The following is a 21,745-nucleotide window of genomic DNA, read 5'->3' as shown; positions in this document are numbered from 1 at the left end:
AGGACGGGCGGGGGCGGAGGGCCGCGGCGGGGTCACGCGTGCGGCATGACGCCGAGCAGGATGCCGGCGGTCAGCACGACGTACGTCATGAGGGTCGCGGAACCGGTGGCCAGCAGCGTGGCCCCCTTGGGCTGGCGGACCAGCTGGTAGGCGATCAGGCCGGGCACGATGAAGCCGAGGGTCTGGTTCGCGTACAGCAGCGGGAACTTCATCTGCAGCAGGATCACGACGCCGCCCTGGAGCAGCACGCCGATGAGCACGACGGTCGCGAACAGCCGCTTGCCGTAGAGGATCACGTAGCGCTGCGCGACGAGCGTGAGCGCGTACGTCAGGACGGTGACGCCGAGGACGATCGCGGCGCGCTGGAGGTCCTCGATCAGGGTGAGGGCGAGCCAGCCCGGGGTGATCATGCCGCCGGGGGAAAGGTTGGTCGTCAGGTAGCAGACCAGGGAGAACAGCAGACCCAGGGCGATGCCGATCGCGGCGATCTCGGGGGTGAGGACGGCGGGGATCAACGGGGTTCTCCTGGGTTAGACCACTGCGGGGGCCGCGGGTGCTGCGGGTTCTCGGGGTGGGCGTTCTGGGACTGCGGGTCCTGGGGCTGCCGGGGTGGCGGCGGGAGCTGCGGCTGCTGCTGCAGGGGCTGCGGATGCAGGGGCAGCGGCTGCGGCTGCTGGAGTTGCGGCCACGCCGCCGACACCAGCTCCGGGCGCTGCGGGTGCTGCGGGTGCTGCTGCTGGCGCTGCTGGTGCTGCTGCTGCGCCTGGTACTGCTGCTGCTGTGCCTGGTACTGCTGCTCCGCGGACGAGAACTGCTCGTACGCGGGCTCGTACTGCTGGGGCTGCGGGAACTGCTGCTGCGGGAACTGCTGGCTCTGGTAGTGCTGGTGCGGGTACTGCTGGTTCGGGTACTGCTGCCCCGCGCCGCGCGGCGGCGGGATCTGGGGGTTGCGCATCCGACGGGCTTCCTCGGCCGCGGGCAGGTTCGCGTACGGGTCGAGGTGCTTGAGGTACAGCGTCATGGTCTGGTCGTGCCGTACGTGCTGCGTGGGTGCGCCCGGCGCGGGCAGGGCGTCGCCGTCCTCCTCGAAGGAGGGCAGCTCGGCGAGGTGCTCCAGCAGGATCTCGCCCTGGCCGTGGATGTTGCCGATGGCCACGAGCGAGGAGTCCGCGCTGAGGTGGTCGAACAGCTCGTTCATGAACTCTTCGCCGTCGCGGCCGTCGCCGCCGAGGTCGACGGCACGGCCGCGCCAGTCGGCGGGGATCGCGTCGATGGCGCTCTTCGACGGGTGGCCGATCACGAACACCTTGTCGGGCTGGAGATCGGGAACGATCTGGCCCATCTGGCCGTTGCGCTCGACGCGGTCGGGCCGGCAGTTGATGACCACGTTCAGCGGGCGGTTGATCGCGCCGAGGTCGAGGAGCTGGTTGATGTTCATCAGCGTGGACTCGGGGTCGTTGGCCGCGAAGACGTTGGCGAACCGCAGCCGCTTGTCGCCGGGGCCGACGTAACGCTCGACGGAGAGCACACCCGGGTCCGGCGGAGCGTCGTACATGCCCTGCAGCGCGGTCTCCCGGTCGATGCCGAGGAGATCGGCCACGACCAGCGCGATGGCCACGTTCTCCTTGAAGGTGAACCAGCTGAAGCCGCGCAGCTCCTCGTCGCTGACGATCTCGGGGTCCGCGTAGACGAGCCGGCAGTTCCGCGCGTCCGCTTCCTCCTGGAGGACGTGGAAGCGGTCCTTCTCGGCGGTGACGCAGATGCCGCCGTGCGGCATGGAGCGGGACAGCGAGCGGCCGATGTCGTCGAGGGTCGGGCCCATCTCGGCCACGTGGTCCTCGCGCACGTTGCACAGCACACCGATGGTGGACTGGATCAGCTTGGCCTGGTTGAGCTCCTGGAGCGGCGGCATGACGGCCATGCACTCCATGACCAGCGCGTCGGGCTTGTAGGCCGCCGCACGGCGCACGATGCCGATCTGCTCGACGACGTTGGCGATGCCGAACTTGCGGTAGACCGGCTCCTCGGTGGCGTCGGGGTGGATGAAGCGGGCCGCGGTGCCGGTGGTCTTGGCGACCGTGACCAGATCGCCGCCGCGCAGTGCGCCCGCGACGAGGCGGGTGATGGAGCTCTTGCCGCGGATGCCGTTGACCAGCACCCGGGTGGGTATTTCTTCCAGATTGGCGAAGTGCCGCCGCTGCTCGATGATGCCGGCGATCAGCATCACCACGCAGCAGACGACCAACACGCTGAAGAGAAAGAGCACGGGGTCAGTTCCTTCCGGCCTTGGCAGCCTGGCCGGACCGGCCGGCGGTGCTGGTGGCTTCCCGCTTGCGCAGCTCCTGGAGCTGCTGCCTGATGACTTCCAGGCTGCGGGTCACGGCGCCGACCTCGTCGTGGTGGCGCGGGTAGAGGACGGTGCGGCGATCGCCGTCCGCCAGGGCTTCCGCGCGCCGCGTGAGTTCGCGCAGCGCCTGGACCACCACGATCTGGAGCCAGCCGAGACAGACCAGGGCGGCCGTGAGGCCGAGCAGGCCGGCCAGCACCGTGCGGTTCTGCAGGTTGTACTCGGGAATGGCCAGGCCCTTGGCGGGCTGCCAGCTGACCACGGTCCAGGTCAGCGGCTTCGCGGCGCCGCCGCCCGCCATCGGGACGGCGGCGGCGATGGTGATGTCGTCGTTGCCGCCGCGCAGCACGACGCTGCTGGGGCGCGGGCCCTTGCCGACCTTCTGGTTGGTGCCGGCCACGAGCGCCCGCAGGCTGTCGTTGGGCAGCTGCGAGAAGGCCAGGTAGCCGTTGTTGCCGCCGATGACGCGCTGCTTCTCGTCGATCACCCGGATCTCGCCCAGGCCGGGACGCTTGAGCAGGGAGTTGAGGAAGTCGATGCGCAGCTCTCCGACCACGGACGCGCCCTTGAGGCCGGGGGCCGCGGCGAACTCGACGATGACCGGCGCGTTGCCGGACTCGAGCAGCACCACGGGCTCGTCGACGGCGGGTGCCTTGCCCTGCGGGCGCCGGGGCGCGGCCCCGACCTTGGCGCTGATGGTCCCGTCCGCCTGGAGGACGTACAGGGCCTCGTAGCGCTGGTGCTGCGTGAGGGTGCGCTCCAGGATGCCGGTCATCTCGGCGGGGGTGGTGGCCGGGCCGATCAGCGAGCCCACGGAGGCGAGGTCTGTGTGCCCCTCGTTGAGGGCGCGGCGGACCCGGTCGGCCAGGGTGTCGGTGCGTTCGCGCTGGTCGTGGACGATCGTCTGCGGTACGCCGACGGAATCGCCTGCCCGATTGAGCAGCAGCACCAGGGGCGCGGACCACAGCAGCAGGAGCGCGCCGCAGGCGGCGAGCAGGGCGCGGGCGCCGATCCGGCCGCGGCCGCGGCCGGGGTGGTGCGCCTTCTGGTCCTCGGCGGACTCGCCGAGCAACTGGCGGCGCAGCCGCTCCAGGGCGGTGCCGATGCGGGCGGCCTCGCCGTACTTGGGACGGTTGACCGGACGGTTCAGGTCACCGCGGCTGAGCCGTCGGCTCTCCAGGAAGAGCTGGAGCAGCGGCTTCTGCACGGTGCCGATGAGGAGGGAGACGGCGAGGAGGCCGATGACCAGCAGGACGGCCGCGGCGACGATCCCGAAGAAGGGGTCGACGAGGGCGGCGCGGTCCTCGGTGACGTTGATGAGGGAGATGACGGTCAGCCCGAGGGCGGTGGCCGCCGTGCCCTTGCCCGCCTCGGGGCCGGTCAGGCTCGCGTAGCCGACGACGGTCCGCTCTCCGTCGTTGGAGGGGCCGAGCAGGCTGCCGCTGACGCCGCGGAAGCCGCCCCCGCCGGGCTCCTTGGTGGTCAGAGGGTTGGCCTTGGTCTTCTTCGCGGCGATCTTGGCGTACTTCTTGAGCTGCTTGCGGGACCGCTCGGTCTCTTCCTTGACCTCGTCGGACTGGATCTGCTCGTCGTTGGCGAGTCCGTCGCTGCTGAGGATCGTGCCGGTGGAGTCGGTGACCGCGATGGCGCGGAACTTGCCGAGGCTGACGCCGGGGAACCGCAGGCTGCTCGAGGCGACGAGCAGTTTCTGGGGCTGGCCGGGCCAGGACAGGACGGCGAAGGTGAGCAGGCGGGTCTCGCCGTTCTCCAGCCGCACCATGCGCGGGACGAGGCCGTTGGCCTCGGCGAGCTTGGTGGAGTCGATGGCGGTCAGCGGCACGTTCTCGCCGCGCTGGGCCTCCAGCCGTCCCGACTTGACCTCGACGACGGCCATGCCGCGCCACTTCTGGTAGACGTTGCCGAGCTTGTCGAGCACCGTGTCGGCGGAGACCGGGGCGCCCGCGTTGAAGAGGGTGGCCGTGCGGGAGAGGTCGGTGATCGACTCGTCCAGCGAGGCCCGCATCGCGATGGCGCCGTCCTCCGCGAAGTACTGCTGGGAGGTGCGGACCGCCTCGGGGACGGCCTCATTGCCCACCTTGCCGAGGTGGAAGGCGGTGAGCGCGGCAAGTGCGAGCAGCAGCGCGGACAGCGCGGCGATGGGCGGCCGGATGCCGCCCAGCAGCGACATGTCAGCCCTTCGGCGGGCCTTCTGCCGCCGCTTCGTGCGCGACGCGGACAACGGGACTCCTGTGGATGTGGGTAATGGTGCGGGTGCGGGTGGGGTGGTCGCTGTGCGACCCCTCCGGTGAGTGGACGTCTCCCCGGTCCTAACGGTTCGCCAGGGGCTCCAGTCCATCCTCGCTGCCGCCCCGGTTGAGCAGGGTGCCCTGGGTGCGGTCGTACGCGAGCTGGTAGCGGGCACGCCGTTCCGCCGACAGCCCGCCGTCGTTCTTCAGCGCGGTGGCGAGGTCGATCAGCCGGTGGTCCTTGACCTGTCCGGTCTCGGGCAGCTTCACCGCGGGGTCGGTGACCTCCAGGTCCGGCGGCAGCTCCACGAAGGTGGGGACGTACCGGGCCTTGACGTCCCACCTGCCGTTCTTCTCGGCGAATTCGAACCAGCCGATGACGCCTTCCTCGGACAGCCCGCTGGGCACCTCGTGCCGGGCGAGCTGGTTGCCGAGCCCGTACGCGACCCAGACGCCGCCGACCTTCTCCATGGGCTGGACGACGTGGGCGTGGTGGCCGATGACCAGGTTGATGCCGGTCTTCTCGGCGATCTTCTTGGCGAGGCTCAGCTGGAGCGAGTTCGGGGCCGGCTGGTGCTCCTTGCCCCAGTGGATGCTGAGGATGACGACCTCGGCGCCGGCGGCGCGGGCGGCCTTCTCGGCGGCCGAGATGGTCTCCAGCGAGGTCTTGTTGGCCAGCCAGGGCTTGTCCGCGGGGATCTGACGTCCGTTGAACCCGCCGGCGAAGGAGATCTGCGCGACCTTGACGCCCTTGACGTCCATGATCAGCGGCTTGGTGCCCTCCGCCTGGTTGCGGGCGGTGCCGGTGTGCTTCAGGCCCGCCTTGTCGAGGGCGTCGAGGGTGTTCTTGACGCCGCCCTCACCGTGGTCGAGCGCGTGGTTCGACGCGGTCGAGCAGGTGTCGTACCCGATGTCCTTGAGGGTCGTGGTGATCTGCGGCGGCGCGATGAAGTCCGGGAAGCTCTGGAACGGCCCCTCCGGCTTGCCCAGCACCGGCTCCATGTGGCAGATCGCCAGGTCGGCCTTGCTGATGACCGGCTTCACCCCGGCCATGATCGCCCCGAAGTCCATGCCGCCCTTGCCCTTGGCCTTGGCGTCCTGCTCGGCCTGAGTGGTCAGCTCGGGGTGGATGAGAACGTCACCGGCCGAGGCCACGGTGAAGGAACGCCCACCGGCCCCCGTCGACAGGCGGCCCTTGGCATCGCCACCGGGTTCCCCGCCTCCGAGGAGTCCACACCCGGCGAGGGCTGTGGACAGGAGCAGGGTGAGCGCTCCTGTGCGGAGCGTGACGAGAGAGACGGATATCTTCACTCGGTCTATCTTTATCCGATCATGACTCCGTTCCTCGCGAAACGTATAACGATTAAGGCAACTCTGTGCGCGGTGCTGGTCGTAGCCGCGATTGTGGCGTATTTCACGCTCTCCGCCGGGCAACCATCGGGCGAAATCCAGGTGAATTCCAGACCTTCGGCGGCCCCCGGGGTCGACCTGGAAAAGCGGATTACGGCATTCACCCAGGGATTCGGCGAGCGAGGGGGCTACCGCATCCCCACCGCGGCCGAGCGCCGGACGGTCGCCAAGGGGGTAGCCCTCCTCCTCGACGGGAAGGAGGACGCGGCGCGCAAGCGCCTGGCCGAGGTCGATTTCACCGTGCAGGCCTTCACGGACACGGCGAGCGGCCGCGACTTCGCCGAGGTCGCGGACGCGGCGAGCGCTTCGGGCTCGGCGAACCGGGGCTGGGGCCGGGTGTACGTGAATCTGGGCGTGCGGCTGAGCTGGAGCGTGCAGGTCCCGCACCCCATCGCCGACCAGGAGACCGAGCGGCTCGGCGCCCGGGTGCTGCGCGGGGCGCCCGGCGGAGTGCTGGTGCTCGCCGGAGCCCACCGGACCGCGGGCGAAGGGGACGCGGCCGACGTCGCGCACCGGACGGACTCGGTGTTCCACGAGGTCATCGAGGAGCTGATGGAGCGCCGCCTGCCGGGGGTGCAGCTGCACGGCTTCGCCAACGAGTCCTTCCCCGAATTCGACGCCGTGGTCTCGACGGGAGCCGGGGACCGGGCGGTGTCCGAGGCCAGGACCCTGTCGGCGGCGCTGACCGAGGAGGGCCTGGAGGTCTGCCGGGCCAATGCCCGCAAATGCAAGCTGTCCGGCACCTCGAACGAGCAGGGTCAGGTGGCGGCCGAGGAAAAGCTCCGCTTTCTCCACATCGAGCTCGCAAGGGTGATAAGGACGGACGACGCCCGCCTCGACGATGTGACCGAGGCGATAACGGTCCTCACCAAGCGTTGGTCTAATTCGTGACCACATTGACGCTAGTAATCCCATTGCTCGCCCTGGTCACCTTCGTCGGATTGGTTGCGTTAGTCGGGTTTGACCCCTCTTGGCCGTACGCCGAAGGGGCCGGCTCCCGCAGGAGCCGGCCCCTGGCAGCCACTCAGACGTTGAAGCGGAACTCGACCACGTCGCCGTCCTGCATGACGTAGTCCTTGCCCTCCATGCGGGCCTTGCCCTTGGAGCGGGCCTCGGTGACCGAGCCGCAGGCGACCAGGTCCTCGAAGGAGATGACCTCGGCCTTGATGAAGCCGCGCTGGAAGTCCGTGTGGATCACGCCGGCGGCCTCGGGGGCGGTGGCGCCCTTCTTGATGGTCCAGGCGCGCGTTTCCTTCGGGCCGGCCGTCAGGTAGGTCTGCAGGCCCAGGGTCGCGAAGCCGACGCGGCCGAGGGTGGCCATGCCGGGCTCCTCCTGACCGACCGACTGCAGGAGCTCGAGCGCCTCGTCGTCGTCGAGCTCGATGAGCTCCGCCTCCAGCTTGGCGTTGAGGAAGATCGCCTCGGCCGGGGCCACCAGCGCGCTCTGCTCGGCCTTGAAGGCGTCGTCCGTCAGCTCGTCCTCGTCCACGTTGAAGACGTAGAGGAACGGCTTGACCGTGAGGAGGTGCAGCTCGTGGAGGAGGTCGCCCTGCTCCGTGCCCTTGGAGATGCCCTTGGAGAAGAGGGTGTCGCCCGCTTCGAGGATCTTCTGGGCCTTCTCGACGGCGGCGAGGACCGCGACCTTCTCCTTCTGGAGGCGGGACTCCTTCGTCAGGCGCGGCACCGCCTTCTCGATGGACTGGAGGTCCGCGAGGATCAGCTCGGTGTTGATGGTCTCGATGTCGTCCTTCGGCGAGACCTTGCCGTCGACGTGGACGACGTTCTCGTCCTTGAAGGCGCGGATGACCTGGCAGATCGCGTCCGACTCGCGGATGTTCGCGAGGAACTTGTTGCCGAGGCCCTCGCCCTCCGACGCACCGCGCACGATGCCCGCGATGTCGACGAAGTCGACCGTCGCCGGGAGCAGCTTCTGCGAGCCGAAGATGCCGGCCAGGACGCCGAGGCGCGCGTCCGGAACGCCGACGACGCCGACGTTCGGCTCGATCGTGGCGAACGGGTAGTTGGCCGCCAGCACGTCGTTCTTGGTCAGGGCGTTGAACAGGGTCGACTTGCCGACATTCGGCAGGCCGACGATTCCGATCGTGAGCGACACGTTGGCGACTTCCCGTAGCTGGAGGGGGCGGCGGCCCGGAGTGGGCCAAGGAGCAGTTTACTTTCGATGAGGGGGCACGGATGTACGCGTGTCCGGGCACACGATCGGCGGCCTCCCCGCCTAGTTTTGGGGGGTGGAGCGATACGAGGCGCGTACGGTACGTCACCCGGCGGAGCGGTCCCCCGCGCGGTCCCCCCAGCGGGCGCCCGCCCTGGTGCGCCGGCTGCCGCGGCCCCGGCTGACCGGGCTCGGCGGCGGGCTCTTCGCCTGCGCCGCGATGTTCCTGATCGGCGGCCTCGACTGGCTGCTGTTCGACGCCTCGCTGTTCGTCTACGGCTTGTTCTTCCTGCCCGTCGCGGCCGCCACCGCGCTGTGGGTGCGGCCCGCCGACCTGATCACCGCGCCGATCATCGCCCCGATCGCCTTCGCCGCCGGAGTGTGGCCCGTGTCGGGCGGCTCCGGCGGCTTCGCGGGCGAGGTGATGGGGCTGGTGTCCGCGCTGTCCCTGCACGCCGGCTGGCTGTACGCCGGCACGCTCGTGGCGGCGCTGATCACGGTGGTGCGCAAGGCCGTCCTCATCGGCCGCCGCCGGATGCCCCGCCGCGTCGCCTGAGCGCGGCGGGGCCGGAGCCGGGGCAGGGGCAGGGGCAGGGGCCTACTGCGACGCCGAGCGCGCCGCCATCGCCGCGCCCACGATGCCCGCGTTGTTCTGGAGTTCCGCCGGCACGATCCGCGCCCGGACGCCCTCGATCAGCGGCAGGAACTTCTCCGGCTTGCGGCTCACGCCGCCGCCGATGATGAAGAGGTCCGGGGAGAACAGCATCTCCACGTGCGCCAGGTACTTCCCGACGCGGCGCGCCCAGTGTTCCCAGGTCAGGTCCCCGTCCTCCTTCGCCTTCACCGAGGCCCGCGTCTCCGCGTCGTGGCCCTTCAGCTCCAGGTGGCCGAGCTCCGTGTTGGGCACCAGCCGCCCGCCCGTGAACAGCGCGCTGCCGATCCCGGTGCCCAGCGTGAGCAGGATGACGGTGCCGTCGACCCCGCGCCCCGCCCCGTAGGCCATCTCCGCGACCCCGGCCGCGTCCGCGTCGTTCAGGACCGTCACCGGACGGCCGTCCAGGCGCGAGGAGAGCAGCGCGGCCGTGTCCACGCCGACCCAGGCCTTGTCCATGTTGGCCGCCGACCGGGTCACACCGCCCGTGACCACCCCGGGGAAGGTGACCCCCACCGGGCCGTCCCAGCCGAAGTGGCGCACCACCTCGACGACGCAGCCGGCCACCCCGTCGGGGGTGGCCGGCTGCGGTGTCAGCACCTTGTGGCGCTCCTGCGCCAGGTCGCCACGGTTCAGGTCCACGGGAGCGCCCTTGATCCCGGAACCGCCGATGTCCACGCCGAAGATCTCCATGGACTCAACCGTACGAAAGGACCCGCCCGAGCGCCCTGCCGGGGAGATGCCTACTTCTGTGCGCCCTGGGCCGCACTCTGGGCCGCGCCCGGCGCCGCCACGAGCTCCGCCGCCTCCGCGCGCAGGTCGCGGCGCAGTTCCTTGGGCAGGGAGAAGACGATGGACTCCTCGGCCGTCTTGACGATCTCCACGTCCGCGTACCCGCGCGCGGCCAGCCACTCCAGCACCTCTTCGACCAGCACCTCCGGCACCGAGGCGCCCGAGGTCAGACCGACGGTGGTGACGCCCTCCAGCCAGGCCTCGTCGATCTCGCTCGCGAAGTCCACGAGGTACGAGGCCTTCGCGCCCGCGTCGAGGGCGACCTCGACGAGGCGGATCGAGTTCGAGGAGTTCTTGGAGCCGACGACGATGACCAGGTCGCAGTCCTTGCCCATCACCTTGACCGCCTCCTGGCGGTTCGAGGTGGCGTAGCAGATGTCGTCGCTGGGCGGCGAGACGAGCAGCGGGAACTTGGTCTTCAGGGCGTCGACCGTCTCCATCGTCTCGTCGACGGAGAGCGTGGTCTGCGACAGCCAGACGACCTTCGACTCGTCGCGGACGGTGACCTTCTCCACGTCGTGCGGGCCGTCCACGATGGTGATGTGGTCCGGGGCCTCGCCGGAGGTGCCGATGACCTCCTCGTGGCCCTCGTGGCCGATGAGGAGGATGTCGAAGTCCTCGTTCGCGTAGCGGATCGCTTCCTTGTGGACCTTGGTGACCAGCGGGCAGGTCGCGTCGATCGTCGCGAGCTTGCCGCGCGCCGCCTCCTCGTGCACCACGGGGGCCACGCCGTGCGCGGAGAACATCACGATGGAGCCCTCGGGGACCTCCTCCGTCCGCTCGACGAAGATGGCTCCCTTCCTCTCCAGGGTCTGCACGACGTACTTGTTGTGGACGATCTCGTGCCGCACGTAGACCGGCGCGCCGTACTGTTCGAGAGCCTTCTCGACGGCGATCACGGCTCGGTCCACGCCCGCGCAGTAGCCGCGCGGGGCGGCGAGGAGAACGCGGCGGGAAGCGGGAGCGGGGGCGTCAGCAGTCATGGGCTCCATCGTACGGGGGTGTCCAGCAGGCCGGGGGTCGCCCGTTCGGCACAAACTGGGTCGAACATCCGCACCCGTCATACCCCCGGAGGAAAGATGGCGTCCGCGACGGATCCCAGCACGCCGCCCGGCCCGTCCGGTCCGCCCGGCCCGACCGGCGGCCCGACCGGCGGCCCGCCCGCCGCGCCCGAGACCTCGCTGCGCCGCAGTCTCGGATTCCGGGACCTGGTGGTCTACGGACTGCTCTTCATCGCCCCCATGGCCCCGGTCGGCGTCTTCGGCACCCTCGACGCCAAGTCGCACGGCGCCGTCGCCCTCGTCTACCTCGTCGCGACGGTGGCGATGGCCTTCACGGCCTTCTCCTACGCGCAGATGGTGCGCGTGGCCCCGCAGGCCGGCTCCGTCTTCACGTACGCCCGCAAGGGCCTCGGCGAGGGTCCCGGGCTGATCGCCGGCTGGATGGCGATGCTCGACTACCTGCTGATCCCGGCGGTCGCGTACCTCTTCTCCGGGATCGCCATGAACGCCCTGGTCCCGGAGGTCTCCCGGTGGGTGTGGACGGCCCTGGCGGTGATCGTGACCACCCTGCTCAACCTGTGGGGCGTACGGGCCGCCGCGCGGGTCGGCTTCGCCGTGCTGGCCATGGAGATCGCGGTCCTGCTGGTGTTCCTGGTCTCGGCGGTGACCGTACTGGCGCGGGGCGCGGCGCACCGCGACTGGCTCTCCCCCTTCACCGGCGACGGCTCGCTCGGCGGGTTCTCCACGGCCGCGGTGCTCGGCGCGGTGTCGGTGGCGGTCCTGTCCTACCTGGGCTTCGACGCCATCGCCTCCTTCGCCGAGGAGGTCACCGGAGGCAGCGCGAAGGTGGCTCGGGCGGTGCTGTTCTGCCTGGCGCTGACCGGGGTGCTGTTCATCGCCCAGACCTATCTGGCGGCCCTCCTCAGCCCCCTGACGGCGGCGGAGCTGGCCGCCGACCCGGGGAAGCAGGGCCCGGCCTTCTACACGACGGTCGAGGCCTCCGTAGGGATGTGGCTGCACGACCTGGTCGCCGTCAGCAAGGCCGTCGGGGCCGCCTTCGCCGCGCTGGCCGGGCAGGCCGCGGCGGGCCGGCTGCTCTTCGCGATGGCCCGCGAGCGGCGGCTGCCCCGCGTGCTCGCCCACACCTCGCACGGCACCCCGCGCCCGGCCCTGCTGCTGGCGGCGACGGTCACCCTGATCGCGGCCGTGTGGGCGGCCCGGCGCGACGACGGGCTGGACCACCTGGTCTCGGTGGTCGACATCGGGGCGCTGGTGGCGTTCACGCTGCTGCACGCCTCGGTGGTCGGCTGGTTCGTGGTCAAGCGCCGCGAGGGGGCCCCGAACTGGTTCAAGCACCTGGTGATCCCGGTCCTCGGCGCCGCCGTGACCATCGCGGTGATCGTCGAGGCCTCGTGGACGGCTCAACTGGTGGGGGCGGTGTGGCTGCTGGTGGGCCTGTGCGTCCTGGTGGCCCAGCGCGGGCGACGCGGGCAGGACGAAGTCCCCCGGCCCGACGCCGGTGTCGGTGCGGGCGGTTAGCCTGCGTGCATGGGTCTGAATTCGTCGGCTGACGCGCCGCTGCCGGTCGGTCAGGTGTCCCGGCTCATCGGGGGCTGGATCGACAAGCTCGGCCAGGTGTGGGTGGAAGGGCAGATCACGCAGCTCTCGCGACGGCCGGGAGCGGGGGTGGTCTTCCTGACGCTGCGCGATCCCTCGCACGACATCTCCCTCAGCGTGACCTGCTTCCGGCAGGTCTTCGACGAGGTCGCGGACTCCGTGTCGGAGGGCGCGCGCGTGGTCGTGCTGGCCAAGCCCGAGTGGTACGCCCCGCGCGGGCAGCTGTCCCTGCGGGCCACCGAGATACGGCCCGTCGGCATCGGCGAGCTCCTCGCCCGGCTGGAGCGGCTCAAGCGCTCGCTGGCCTCCGAGGGGCTCTTCGCGCTGGACCGCAAGAAGCCGCTGCCGTTCCTGCCGCAGCTGATCGGTCTGGTGGTGGGGCGGGCCTCGGCGGCCGAGCGCGACGTCCTGGAGAACGCCCGGCGCAGGTGGCCGGCGGTCCGCTTCGAGGTCCGCAACGTCGCCGTCCAGGGGGTGCACGCGGTGCCCCAGGTGATCCAGGCGGTCAAGGAGCTGGACTCCATGCCCGAGGTGGACGTGATCATCGTGGCCCGCGGCGGCGGCAGCGTGGAGGACCTGCTGCCCTTCTCCGACGAGGAGGTCGTACGGACCGTCGCGGCGGCCCGTACGCCCGTGGTCTCGGCGATCGGGCACGAGCCGGACTCCCCGCTGCTGGACCTGGTCGCGGACCTGCGGGCGTCCACGCCCACGGACGCCGCGAAGAAGGTGGTCCCGGACGTCGGCGAGGAGCTGGAGCGGGTGCGCCAGCTGCAGGGCCGGGGGCTGCGCGCCGTGCGCGGGCTGCTCGACCGGGAGGAGCGGGGGCTCGCGCACGCGCTCGCTCGACCGGTCTTCGTCCATCCCCAGCGGATGGTGGAGACCCGGGAGGCGGAGGTCGACGCGCTGCTGGCGCGCGGCCGCCGGACCCTGGGGCACTTGCTGGACCGGGCCGATTCGGAGCTGGCGCACACGCTCGCCCGCGTGGTGGCGCTGTCCCCGGCCGCCACGCTGGAGCGCGGGTACGCGGTGCTCCAGCGGGCCGACGGGCACGTGGTGCGCTCGCCCGAGGACGTGTCGGCGGGCGATGTGCTGCGGGCGCGGGTGGCGGAGGGGGAGTTCTCGGTGCGGGTCGCCGAAGAGCCCTCGTAGCCAGTCGCTTCACCAGCAAGTCGCTTCATTGGAAAGCCGCTTGACCGGCAGTCGACTTCACGCTGCCGCAACAGATTTCGCTGTACTACAAAGTTAAGGTGGGAGCGGGAATGGCCGAGAGCGATACGGCGCTGGGGTACGAGCAGGCCCGGGACGAGCTGATCGAGGTCGTCCGCAAGCTGGAGGCCGGCGGCACCTCGCTGGAGGACTCCCTCGCGCTCTGGGAGCGCGGCGAGGAGCTCGCGAAGGTGTGCCGCCACTGGCTGGAGGGGGCCCGCGCCCGGCTGGACTCGGCACTGGCGGCGCGCGAGGCGACGGAGGGGGCCGACGGGGAGTGATCCCGGTCACCCCCGAAGAGATTTAGTTGAATTTTCATCTACTTCCGTCGTAGTCTCTGGACATCGCTTCGCAGTCCCGTACACCCGTACAGAAGAAGGCTTTCCGATGTCTCTCGTTCTCGACGCCGCCGCTCAGGACCTCCTGTTCCGTGAGGCGCGCACCGCCAACACGTTCTCCGACGAGCCGGTGACCGAGGAGCAGGTCCAGGCGATCTACGACCTGGTGAAGTACGCGCCGACCGCTTTCAACCAGTCGCCGCTGCGCATCACCCTGGTCCGCTCCCCCGAGGCCCGTGAGCGCCTCGTGAAGCACATGGCCGAGGGCAACCAGGCCAAGACCGCCGCCGCCCCGCTGGTCGCGATCCTGTCCGCCGACATCGAGTTCCACGAGGAGCTCCCGGAGCTGTTCCCGCACTTCCCGCAGGCCAAGGACGTCTTCTTCTCCGAGCGCCCGGTCCGCGAGCAGTCCGCCAAGCTCAACGCCACCCTGCAGGCCGCCTACTTCATCGTCGGCGTCCGCGCCGCCGGCCTGACCGCCGGTCCGATGAACGGCATGGACCACGCGGGCATCCAGAAGGAGTTCCTGGATGACGACCACGCCCCGCTGATGGTCGTCAACATCGGCAAGCCGGGCGAGGACGCCTGGTTCCCGCGCTCCCCGCGCCTGGCGTTCGACCAGGTCATCACGACCGTCTGAGCCCAGCCCCGCAGGCAGTGAACGGAAAGGCCGCCCTCCCCGGAACCCGGGGAGGGCGGCCTTTCCGCGTCGCGCAGCGCCCTACGCGCCCTGCTTGAACTCCAGCGCCGCGGCCATCGCGCCGAGCTGCTCGAAGGAGGCCGTCCCGGTCACCACCGTGACGTGGCCCTGCTCGCGCCGCACGAGGGCGTCGTACTTCTCGCCGCCCCAGCGCTCCCAGACCCGGTCGCCGACCTGCTGGGTCTCCCCGGTGGCCTGCGCCCTGCGGGTGACCTTCCCGATGTACTTGTCCGTGACGTCCGCGGACTGCTCCACCGCCACGTACTGCTGCTCCGGGTCCAGGAAGCCCAGGTGCCAGGCACTGGCGTCCTTGCGCGCGTACCCGACCGAGGTCGCCCGCCACTGCGGCGGCAGCCCGACGGGCACCGCCACGGGGTACGGGGCCGCGCGCCGGGCCGTGAGGCTTTCGACGCGGTAGTCGACCACCTTCGTCGGATCGGCCTTCTCGTCATGTGGGATGACCAAATAGATCCCCCCGACCACGAGCCCGATCACCGCCAGCGACCGGACCATGTCCACGACCGTCTGCTTGCCCTTCATACCTGCCACGACACCATCGTCCCGCATGGCCGCGCGCGATCACCGCCGGGGTCCGCACGGCGCGCCACGGGCGGCGCAAGATGTCCGCTCAGGACAATCACCTGACCGATATGCCGCTCATACGTGACCCGGTCTGCTCAATATGTCGACGTACCGATAGAGTCCAGGGACCCTCACTCCCGGCCGTCGCCGTACAGAAAGGTGCGCTCCGATGACCGAGCACAACCTGCCGCCCCAGCTCGAAGTCTCTCCGGAGGCACCCGACCGCAACCTCGCCCTGGAACTCGTACGGGTCACCGAGGCCGCCGCCATGGCCGCGGGCCGGTGGGTCGGGCGCGGTGACAAGCTCGGCGCCGACGGCGCTGCCGTCAACGCGATGCGCACCCTGATCTCCACCGTCTCGATGAACGGCGTCGTCGTCATCGGCGAGGGCGAGAAGGACGAAGCCCCGATGCTCTTCAACGGCGAGCGGGTCGGCGACGGCACCGGTGCCGAGGTCGACATCGCCGTGGACCCCATCGACGGCACCACCCTGAACGCCAAGGGCATGCCGAACGCGATCGCCGTTCTGGCGGCCGCCGACCGCGGCACCATGTTCGACCCGTCCGCGGTGTTCTACATGGAGAAGCTGGTCACCGGTCCCGAGGCCGCCGACTTCGTCGACATCAACGCCCCGGTCTCCGTCAACATCCGCCGCGTCGCCAAGGCCAAGAACATGGCCGTGGAGGACGTCACGGTGATCATCCTCGACCGCCCCCGCCACGAGGGCATCGTCAAGGAGATCCGCGAGACCGGCGCGCGCATCAAGTTCATCTCCGACGGAGACGTCGCCGGCTCGGTCCTGGCCGTCACGGAGGACAGCGGCATCGACCTGCTGCTCGGCATCGGCGGCACCCCCGAGGGCATCATCTCGGCCTGCGCGATCAAGTGCATGGGCGGCACCATCCAGGGCAAGCTGTGGCCCAAGGACGAGGCCGAGCGCCAGAAGGCGATCGACGCGGGCCACGACCTGGACCGCGTCCTGTTCACGGACGACCTGGTCTCCGGCGACAACGTGTTCTTCGTCGCCACCGGCATCACCGACGGCGAGCTGCTGCGCGGCGTCCACTACCGCTCGGAGACCGCGACGACCTCCTCGCTGGTCATGCGCTCGAAGTCGGGCACGATCCGGCAGATCGACTCGACCCACCGCCTCTCGAAGCTCCGCGCGTACAGCGCGATCGACTTCGACCGCGCCAAGTAGGCCGCGGGCGGCACGGCACCATCACGGAAGGGGCGCTCCCGCGTGCGGCGGGGGCGCCCCTTCCGTATGTCCTCATGTCCTCGGCATGCCCGCATGTCCTCATGCCCTCGGCTCCGGGACCGCGCGCCACGGAGCTCCGCGCCGCCTACGAGGCTTCGCGCAGCTCCCCCGCCCGGCGCCGCCGGCGGGCCAGCACCACCCGGCGCTCGGCGGCCGTCAGCCCGCCCCAGACTCCGTAGGGCTCGGGCTGGATCAGCGCGTGCTCCCGGCAGGCGACCATCACGGGGCAGCGGGCGCAGACCCGCTTGGCGGCGTCCTCACGGGACAGCCGGGCGGCGGTGGGCTCCTTGGAGGGGGCGAAGAACAGGCCGGCCTCGTCGCGCCGGCACACCGCGTCCGCGTGCCATGGGCCGTCCTCTTCCCTGGCGGGCACCCGCGGCTTCGGCACGACCGCCGCCGGGCGCCCCTGAAGACTCTGGACGGCGGCTACCTGCAGGGACTGGCGCGGCGGATGCGGCACGGTCTACTCCTGACGACGTATACGCGAGCGAGAGGCGACGCACCTGTCCCTACCCGCTGTGCGCGCCCCTATGCACCGAGTGCCGCCGATCCGGCCGGTTCGACCGAAAGGTGCTCCCGCCCGGCCCGGCCCGCGCGACCCCGCCCGGCCCCGCCCCCGTCACCCGGACGTCACGCGCCGGACGGCGCCCAGTCGGGGCGGCGGCCCAGGAAGGCGAGCAGCGCACCGGCCGGATCGGCGTCCGGATCGGGCGCGGGGACGAGCGCCGGGGCGTAGGCGAACCCGTGCAGCGGCTCGGCCAGCGCCCGGGCGGCCGGGCTCAGGGCCGCCGCGAGGGCGGGGGTCAGCGGGGAAGCCTGGCCGGTGGCGACCGCGAGGTCCCAGGCGTGGACGGCCGCGTCGAGGGCGGCCGCGGCGACGGCGGTCTCGGCGTCGAGGGTGAAGGGGGGCAGCGGGACGGCCACCTCGGCGGTGCCCGGCCGCACCCCGGCGAAGGCCTCGGCGGCGGCGTCGAGGGCGGGCTCCAGCAGCTCCGCGGGGCTGCCGGCCAGGGTGCCGGTGGGCGCGAAGGGGTCCTCGGCCGGTCCCGGCCCGCCGGTGAGGCGGCCCGCGTAGGCGAGCTGGTCGCCGGCCGCGTGCTGGAGCACTTGGCCGACATTCCACTGGTCGCACGGCGTCGGCGCGCTCAGCGCGTCGGCCGGTAGGGCGAGGGTGGCGGAGCGCAGCGCTGCGTACGCCTGGTCGAGCAGGTCCCACTTGGATGTGATCATGGCCCGACCCTACGGGGACACCTATCGGCCAAAGGGGACGATTTCAGCGGCAGTTGCCCCCATGTCGGCCTTACCGGGTGCCACCCTCCTCCCAGCCCTTGCGGAGCCGGTTCGCCAGGTCCACCAGGCGGGCGCCGAGCTTGGGGCGGGCCTCGATGTTGCCCAGCAGCGCGAAGCCGCGGACGATCACGACCGGGGCCTGCGGGTCGGTCTCGCCGCGCCCCTCGCCGCGCACCTCGAAGTTGCCGAGGACCCCGCTGCCGTAGCCGCGCAGGGTGACGTTCTCCGGGACCAGGATCTCGACGTTGCCGAGGACGCTGGTCACGTTGATCTCGGTGACCTGCTGCTCGAAGACCGCCTGGGTCAGGTCGATGCTGATGTCGCCCAGGACGGAGACCGCGCGGGTGTGCGCGCCCGGCCGCCAGCGGCCCTTGCGGGAGGAGCTGCTGCACACGGCCACGACCGTCTCGACCGGCGCGCCCGCCGGCGCGCCCGCGTACGCCGCCTCCTGCCGGGTACCGGCGCCGGGCGCGGGCAGGTCCCGTACGAGCACGTCCAGCTCGCCGACGGTCTTGAGCGCGTACAGCGAGTCGAGCCGCTCGGAGTGCTCCTCGGCGGTCAGCCGGCCCTCGGCGACGGCGTCGGCGAGGATCTGCGCGATCCGGTCCCGGTCCGCGTCGGAGGCGCGCAGCCCGGAGGCGGGCGCGGAGGCCGGTGCGGGAGCGGGGGCCGGCGCGGGTGAGGGCTGCTTTTCCAGGTCCACGCGCCCCAGCATAGCCAGACACGATAGATCGCGATACTCGCCAGTGAGCCTTACCTCACAACAAAAGCCACCGGAAGAGGTCCTACGCTGGATACCGCGCTGCCAAACGGTCGTCAGCGCCGTCTGCCGAGTGAGGGAATGACTGCCGTCATGCCAGAGTTTGCGTACACCGACCTGCTGCCCCTGGGCGAGGACTCCACCCCGTACCGCCTGGTGACCTCCGAAGGCGTCTCGACCTTCGAGGCCGACGGCCGTACGTTCCTCAAGGTCGAGCCCGAGGCGCTGCGCAAGCTCGCCGAAGAGGCGATCCACGACATCCAGCACTTCCTGCGCCCCGCGCACCTCGCGCAGCTGCGCCGCATCATCGACGACCCCGAGGCCTCGGCGAACGACAAGTTCGTCGCCCTCGACCTCCTGAAGAACGCGAACATCGCGGCGGCCGGCGTCCTGCCGATGTGCCAGGACACGGGCACGGCGATCGTGATGGGCAAGCGCGGCCAGAACGTCCTCACCGAGGGCGGTGACGAGGCGGCCCTGTCCCGCGGCATCTACGACGCGTACACCCGCCTGAACCTGCGCTACTCGCAGATGGCCCCGGTGACCATGTGGGAGGAGAAGAACACCGGCTCGAACCTGCCCGCGCAGATCGAGCTGTACGCGACCGACGGCGGCGCGTACAAGTTCCTCTTCATGGCCAAGGGCGGCGGCTCCGCCAACAAGTCCTTCCTCTACCAGGAGACCAAGGCGGTCCTCAACGAGGCCTCCATGATGAAGTTTCTGGAAGAGAAGATCCGCTCGCTCGGCACGGCGGCCTGCCCGCCGTACCACCTGGCGATCGTGGTCGGCGGCACCTCGGCGGAGCACGCGCTGAAGACCGCGAAGTACGCCTCCGCCCACTACCTGGACGAGCTCCCCACGGAGGGCTCCCCCCTGGGCCACGGCTTCCGCGACGAGGCCCTGGAGCAGCAGGTCTTCGAACTCACCCAGAAGATCGGCATCGGCGCGCAGTTCGGCGGCAAGTACTTCTGCCACGACGTCCGCGTCGTCCGCCTCCCCCGCCACGGCGCGTCCCTCCCGATCGCGATCGCCGTCTCCTGCTCCGCGGACCGCCAGGCCACCGCGAAGATCACCGCCGAGGGCGTCTTCCTGGAGCAGCTGGAACGCGACCCGGCGCGCTTCCTCCCGGAAACCACCGACGAGCACCTCGCCGAGTCCGCGGACGTGGTCTCCATCGACCTGAACCAGCCGATGGACGACATCCTCGCCACCCTCACCAAGCACCCGGTGAAGACTCGCCTCTCCCTCACCGGCCCGCTGGTCGTGGCGCGCGACATCGCGCACGCCAAGATCAAGGAACTGCTGGACTCGGGCGCGCAGATGCCGCAGTACCTGAAGGACCACCCGGTCTACTACGCGGGCCCCGCGAAGACCCCCGAGGGCTACGCCTCCGGCTCCTTCGGCCCGACCACGGCCGGCCGCATGGACTCCTACGTCGAGCAGTTCCAGGCGGCGGGCGGCTCCAAGGTCATGCTGGCCAAGGGCAACCGCTCCCAGCAGGTCACCGACGCCTGCGGCACCCACGGCGGCTTCTACCTCGGCTCCATCGGCGGCCCGGCGGCCCGCCTCGCCCAGGACTGCATCAAGAAGGTCGAGGTCCTGGAGTACGAGGAGCTCGGCATGGAAGCCGTCTGGAAGATCGAGGTCGAGGACTTCCCGGCCTTCATCGTGGTCGACGACAAGGGCAACGACTTCTTCGTCGATCCGGCCCCGGAGCCGACCTTCACCCACATCCCGGTCCGCGGCCCGGGCCTGGCGTAGCGCTTCACCGTGCCGGGGCGGGCGGATGCCCCGCCCCGGCTTACAGGTAGGTCACCTGACGGACGTACACGCACTGGCTCCTGGGGACGATCAAGTAGACGAACATGCCGTCGTCAAGGTCCATGACGGCGCCCTTCGGCCCCAACTCCCGGTAGACAGTGCCGTCGAGGTAGAGCGCTTCGCCTGAGCGGCCTCGGACTCAACGGCGGACAGTTCGTCCATGGCGGGGCGGAACCTCGGATCATCCTTGCCGGTGGTGCGGTGAATGGCGGCCAGGGCGTCGTTGCGACGGGTGAAGAGATCCGGACGCCGTTCGATCTCCACCTCGCGCATCCACCAGTCGAGCCAGTGGGTGAGGTGCCCGATCTTCCCGCTGCGGATGGCGGCGGCCAGTGCGTTCTCCTTGTGCTGCTCCAGCTCCGCCAAGCGGTGCGGGGCGATGCGGGCAAGGGCGACCCGCACGGCCTCGGGGGTGCGCTCAGGGCGCGGGATCAGCGCCGCGCCGTGGTCAGGCTGTGGGGTCACGGTGTCCTCCAAGGGGTGGCCCGGTCAGGGTATCCACTCCCCGACGCCGTGAGGCCTGGGCGCCAGCCCCTCGCACCCGCCGTCGAGGCTCATCGGGGAGCGCGACACCCTGCCCTGCCCGGAAGGGCACTCGCATCCGGTTAACGTCGGGGACACGACCCCGCACCAGCGCGTTCACCCCGGTTTGCGAGGATTTCCGTATGACAGCGACCTCCGCCCTCCCCACCGCCCGCGCCGTCCGGGTGGTCGCCCACCGGGGGGCCTCGCACGAGTACCCCGAGCACACCATGGCCGCCTACCGGCAGGCCGTCGCCGAGGGGGCCGACGCGCTCGAGTGCGATGTGCGGCTCACCGCCGACCGGCGGCTCGTCTGTGTGCACGACCGGACCGTCGAGCGGGTCTCCGACGGGCGCGGGGTCGTCTCCGAGATGACGTACGAGGAGCTGCGCGCCCTCGACTTCGGCGGGTGGAAGGGGGCCGCACACTCCGGGGCCGGTGTGCTGCTCTTCGAGGATCTGCTGCGGGAGGCGCTGGCCGCGCCGTACCCCGTCGGGCTGGCCGTCGAGACCAAGCACCCGACGCGCGCGGGCGGGCGGCTGGAGGCCGAGCTCGTACGGGTCTTGAGGGAGCATGGGCTCGCGGACGGCCGTAGCGGGCGCGTCGAGGTGATGAGCTTCTCCCGCAGCGCGCTGACCCGGATGCACCGGCTCGCCCCCGGCCTGCCCGCCGTGTACCTGATCGAGCGCAAGGTCCGGCCGGTGCGGCCCCCGTACGCCACTCACGCGGGCCCGGGGATCGAACTCGTACGACGGGACCCGGGTCTGGTGGGGCGGCTGAAGGCGAAGGGGCTGTCCGTGCGGGTGTGGACCGTGGACGAGCCCGAGGACGTGGAACTGTGCCTCGCCCTGGGCGTGGACACGATCATCACCAACCGGCCCCGCGCGGTGCGTGAGCAGCTCGAATCCCGGTAGTGGCCACCGCTCCCGCCTCATTGGCTGGTTCGCACTCGTGACAGCCCGTCGGCGAACGTCGAACGTATGCCGGGGAGTGCCGAGCGGGGGGACCCGTCCGTGAGCACGCCCGGCCG

21 protein-coding genes are annotated in these 21,745 nt (G+C 70.9%); 9 read left to right on the top strand and 12 right to left on the bottom strand.

Annotated features, from left to right (window positions below):
- Nucleotides 1-32: 32 nt before the first annotated feature.
- The 4 genes from AC3IYI_RS26035 to AC3IYI_RS26020 form a co-directional block, all read right to left on the bottom strand.
- Nucleotides 33-515 (bottom strand): poly-gamma-glutamate biosynthesis protein PgsC/CapC, encoded by a 483-nt coding sequence (locus AC3IYI_RS26035; RefSeq protein ID WP_243335815.1) that lies wholly within the window; start codon nucleotides 513-515, stop codon nucleotides 33-35.
- Nucleotides 512-2,266, bottom strand: a complete 1,755-nt coding sequence (gene pgsB / locus AC3IYI_RS26030) for a poly-gamma-glutamate synthase PgsB (RefSeq protein WP_489406010.1) — start codon at nucleotides 2,264-2,266, stop codon at nucleotides 512-514. Before pgsB ends, AC3IYI_RS26035 begins: the two co-directional genes overlap by 4 nt.
- Nucleotides 2,267-2,270: 4 nt before the next feature.
- Nucleotides 2,271-4,586: a HAMP domain-containing protein gene (locus AC3IYI_RS26025; RefSeq protein WP_489406009.1), complete on the bottom strand. Its 2,316-nt coding sequence runs from the start codon at nucleotides 4,584-4,586 to the stop codon at nucleotides 2,271-2,273.
- An 88-nt stretch (nucleotides 4,587-4,674) separates the two neighbouring features.
- Entirely contained in the window at nucleotides 4,675-5,904 is a 1,230-nt protein-coding gene (locus AC3IYI_RS26020) for a CapA family protein (RefSeq protein WP_489406008.1), read from the bottom strand.
- 141 nt (nucleotides 5,905-6,045) lie between these two features.
- Between AC3IYI_RS26020 and AC3IYI_RS26015 the strand changes: the two genes are divergently transcribed.
- Nucleotides 6,046-6,894, top strand: a complete 849-nt coding sequence (locus tag AC3IYI_RS26015; protein WP_489406007.1) for a hypothetical protein — start codon at nucleotides 6,046-6,048, stop codon at nucleotides 6,892-6,894.
- 133 nt (nucleotides 6,895-7,027) lie between these two features.
- On the opposite strand, the gene ychF is transcribed toward AC3IYI_RS26015, so the two are convergent.
- Nucleotides 7,028-8,116: a redox-regulated ATPase YchF gene (ychF, locus tag AC3IYI_RS26010; protein WP_489406006.1), complete on the bottom strand. Its 1,089-nt coding sequence runs from the start codon at nucleotides 8,114-8,116 to the stop codon at nucleotides 7,028-7,030.
- Between the two features lie 133 nt (nucleotides 8,117-8,249).
- Between ychF and AC3IYI_RS26005 the strand changes: the two genes are divergently transcribed.
- Nucleotides 8,250-8,729, top strand: coding sequence for a DUF6542 domain-containing protein (locus AC3IYI_RS26005; RefSeq protein WP_489406005.1), 480 nt, complete (start codon nucleotides 8,250-8,252; stop codon nucleotides 8,727-8,729).
- A 42-nt stretch (nucleotides 8,730-8,771) separates the two neighbouring features.
- On the opposite strand, the gene ppgK is transcribed toward AC3IYI_RS26005, so the two are convergent.
- Nucleotides 8,772-9,518, bottom strand: coding sequence for a polyphosphate--glucose phosphotransferase (gene ppgK, locus AC3IYI_RS26000; RefSeq protein WP_489406004.1), 747 nt, complete (start codon nucleotides 9,516-9,518; stop codon nucleotides 8,772-8,774).
- Between the two features lie 50 nt (nucleotides 9,519-9,568).
- Nucleotides 9,569-10,609 (bottom strand): 4-hydroxy-3-methylbut-2-enyl diphosphate reductase, encoded by a 1,041-nt coding sequence (locus AC3IYI_RS25995; protein ID WP_489406003.1) that lies wholly within the window; start codon nucleotides 10,607-10,609, stop codon nucleotides 9,569-9,571.
- 87 nt (nucleotides 10,610-10,696) lie between these two features.
- Here AC3IYI_RS25995 and AC3IYI_RS25990 point away from each other — a divergent pair, with 87 nt between their 5' ends.
- The 4 genes from AC3IYI_RS25990 (at nucleotide 10,697) to AC3IYI_RS25975 (ending at nucleotide 14,419) form a co-directional block, all read left to right on the top strand.
- A complete protein-coding gene (locus AC3IYI_RS25990; protein ID WP_489406002.1) occupies nucleotides 10,697-12,157 on the top strand; it encodes an APC family permease in 1,461 nt (486 codons plus the stop codon).
- A gap of 9 nt (nucleotides 12,158-12,166) precedes the next feature.
- Entirely contained in the window at nucleotides 12,167-13,384 is a 1,218-nt protein-coding gene (gene xseA / locus AC3IYI_RS25985; protein ID WP_489406001.1) for an exodeoxyribonuclease VII large subunit, read from the top strand.
- Nucleotides 13,385-13,494: 110 nt separating this feature from the next.
- Nucleotides 13,495-13,722, top strand: a complete 228-nt coding sequence (locus AC3IYI_RS25980) for an exodeoxyribonuclease VII small subunit (protein WP_489406000.1) — start codon at nucleotides 13,495-13,497, stop codon at nucleotides 13,720-13,722.
- Between the two features lie 106 nt (nucleotides 13,723-13,828).
- Entirely contained in the window at nucleotides 13,829-14,419 is a 591-nt protein-coding gene (locus AC3IYI_RS25975) for a malonic semialdehyde reductase (protein WP_489405999.1), read from the top strand.
- 81 nt (nucleotides 14,420-14,500) lie between these two features.
- On the opposite strand, the gene AC3IYI_RS25970 is transcribed toward AC3IYI_RS25975, so the two are convergent.
- Nucleotides 14,501-15,019: a DUF4245 domain-containing protein gene (locus AC3IYI_RS25970; RefSeq protein ID WP_489411668.1), complete on the bottom strand. Its 519-nt coding sequence runs from the start codon at nucleotides 15,017-15,019 to the stop codon at nucleotides 14,501-14,503.
- A gap of 211 nt (nucleotides 15,020-15,230) precedes the next feature.
- Between AC3IYI_RS25970 and glpX the strand changes: the two genes are divergently transcribed.
- Entirely contained in the window at nucleotides 15,231-16,262 is a 1,032-nt protein-coding gene (glpX, locus tag AC3IYI_RS25965) for a class II fructose-bisphosphatase (RefSeq protein ID WP_243335787.1), read from the top strand.
- 145 nt (nucleotides 16,263-16,407) lie between these two features.
- Here glpX and AC3IYI_RS25960 read toward each other — a convergent pair whose 3' ends face one another.
- From AC3IYI_RS25960 to AC3IYI_RS25950, 3 genes are all read right to left on the bottom strand, one after another.
- A complete protein-coding gene (locus tag AC3IYI_RS25960; protein ID WP_374213444.1) occupies nucleotides 16,408-16,782 on the bottom strand; it encodes a WhiB family transcriptional regulator in 375 nt (124 codons plus the stop codon).
- Nucleotides 16,783-16,952: 170 nt separating this feature from the next.
- Nucleotides 16,953-17,552, bottom strand: a complete 600-nt coding sequence (locus AC3IYI_RS25955) for a TIGR03086 family metal-binding protein (RefSeq protein WP_489405998.1) — start codon at nucleotides 17,550-17,552, stop codon at nucleotides 16,953-16,955.
- Nucleotides 17,553-17,622: 70 nt separating this feature from the next.
- Nucleotides 17,623-18,315 carry a DUF1707 SHOCT-like domain-containing protein gene (locus AC3IYI_RS25950; RefSeq protein ID WP_489405997.1) on the bottom strand — a complete coding sequence of 231 codons (693 nt, stop codon included), beginning with the start codon at nucleotides 18,313-18,315 and terminating at the stop codon, nucleotides 17,623-17,625.
- A 150-nt stretch (nucleotides 18,316-18,465) separates the two neighbouring features.
- Between AC3IYI_RS25950 and AC3IYI_RS25945 the strand changes: the two genes are divergently transcribed.
- Entirely contained in the window at nucleotides 18,466-20,133 is a 1,668-nt protein-coding gene (locus AC3IYI_RS25945) for a fumarate hydratase (RefSeq protein WP_489405996.1), read from the top strand.
- A gap of 90 nt (nucleotides 20,134-20,223) precedes the next feature.
- Here AC3IYI_RS25945 and AC3IYI_RS25940 read toward each other — a convergent pair whose 3' ends face one another.
- On the bottom strand, nucleotides 20,224-20,658 hold the full coding sequence (locus tag AC3IYI_RS25940) for a hypothetical protein (RefSeq protein WP_489405995.1): 435 nt from the start codon (nucleotides 20,656-20,658) through the stop codon (nucleotides 20,224-20,226).
- A gap of 200 nt (nucleotides 20,659-20,858) precedes the next feature.
- Here AC3IYI_RS25940 and AC3IYI_RS25935 point away from each other — a divergent pair, with 200 nt between their 5' ends.
- Entirely contained in the window at nucleotides 20,859-21,629 is a 771-nt protein-coding gene (locus AC3IYI_RS25935) for a glycerophosphodiester phosphodiesterase (RefSeq protein ID WP_489405994.1), read from the top strand.
- Nucleotides 21,630-21,745: the final 116 nt, after the last annotated feature.

The sequence above is a fragment of the Streptomyces sp. GL_148 genome, from assembly GCF_057834205.1.
The sequence above is the reverse complement of the archived record's forward strand: the minus strand, read 5'-3'. Positions and strand labels throughout refer to the sequence as shown.

Coding starts and splice junctions, on each gene's coding strand:
- AC3IYI_RS25970 (WP_489411668.1), bottom strand. CDS start 15,019: ATGAAGGGCAAGCAGACGGTCGTGGACATGGTCCGGTCGCTGGCGGTG.
- AC3IYI_RS25980 (WP_489406000.1), top strand. CDS start 13,495: ATGGCCGAGAGCGATACGGCGCTGGGGTACGAGCAGGCCCGGGACGAG.
- AC3IYI_RS25975 (WP_489405999.1), top strand. CDS start 13,829: ATGTCTCTCGTTCTCGACGCCGCCGCTCAGGACCTCCTGTTCCGTGAG.
- ppgK (WP_489406004.1), bottom strand. CDS start 9,518: ATGGAGATCTTCGGCGTGGACATCGGCGGTTCCGGGATCAAGGGCGCT.
- AC3IYI_RS25990 (WP_489406002.1), top strand. CDS start 10,697: ATGGCGTCCGCGACGGATCCCAGCACGCCGCCCGGCCCGTCCGGTCCG.
- AC3IYI_RS25935 (WP_489405994.1), top strand. CDS start 20,859: ATGACAGCGACCTCCGCCCTCCCCACCGCCCGCGCCGTCCGGGTGGTC.
- xseA (WP_489406001.1), top strand. CDS start 12,167: ATGGGTCTGAATTCGTCGGCTGACGCGCCGCTGCCGGTCGGTCAGGTG.
- AC3IYI_RS25955 (WP_489405998.1), bottom strand. CDS start 17,552: ATGATCACATCCAAGTGGGACCTGCTCGACCAGGCGTACGCAGCGCTG.
- AC3IYI_RS25945 (WP_489405996.1), top strand. CDS start 18,466: ATGCCAGAGTTTGCGTACACCGACCTGCTGCCCCTGGGCGAGGACTCC.
- glpX (WP_243335787.1), top strand. CDS start 15,231: ATGACCGAGCACAACCTGCCGCCCCAGCTCGAAGTCTCTCCGGAGGCA.
- AC3IYI_RS25995 (WP_489406003.1), bottom strand. CDS start 10,609: ATGGAGCCCATGACTGCTGACGCCCCCGCTCCCGCTTCCCGCCGCGTT.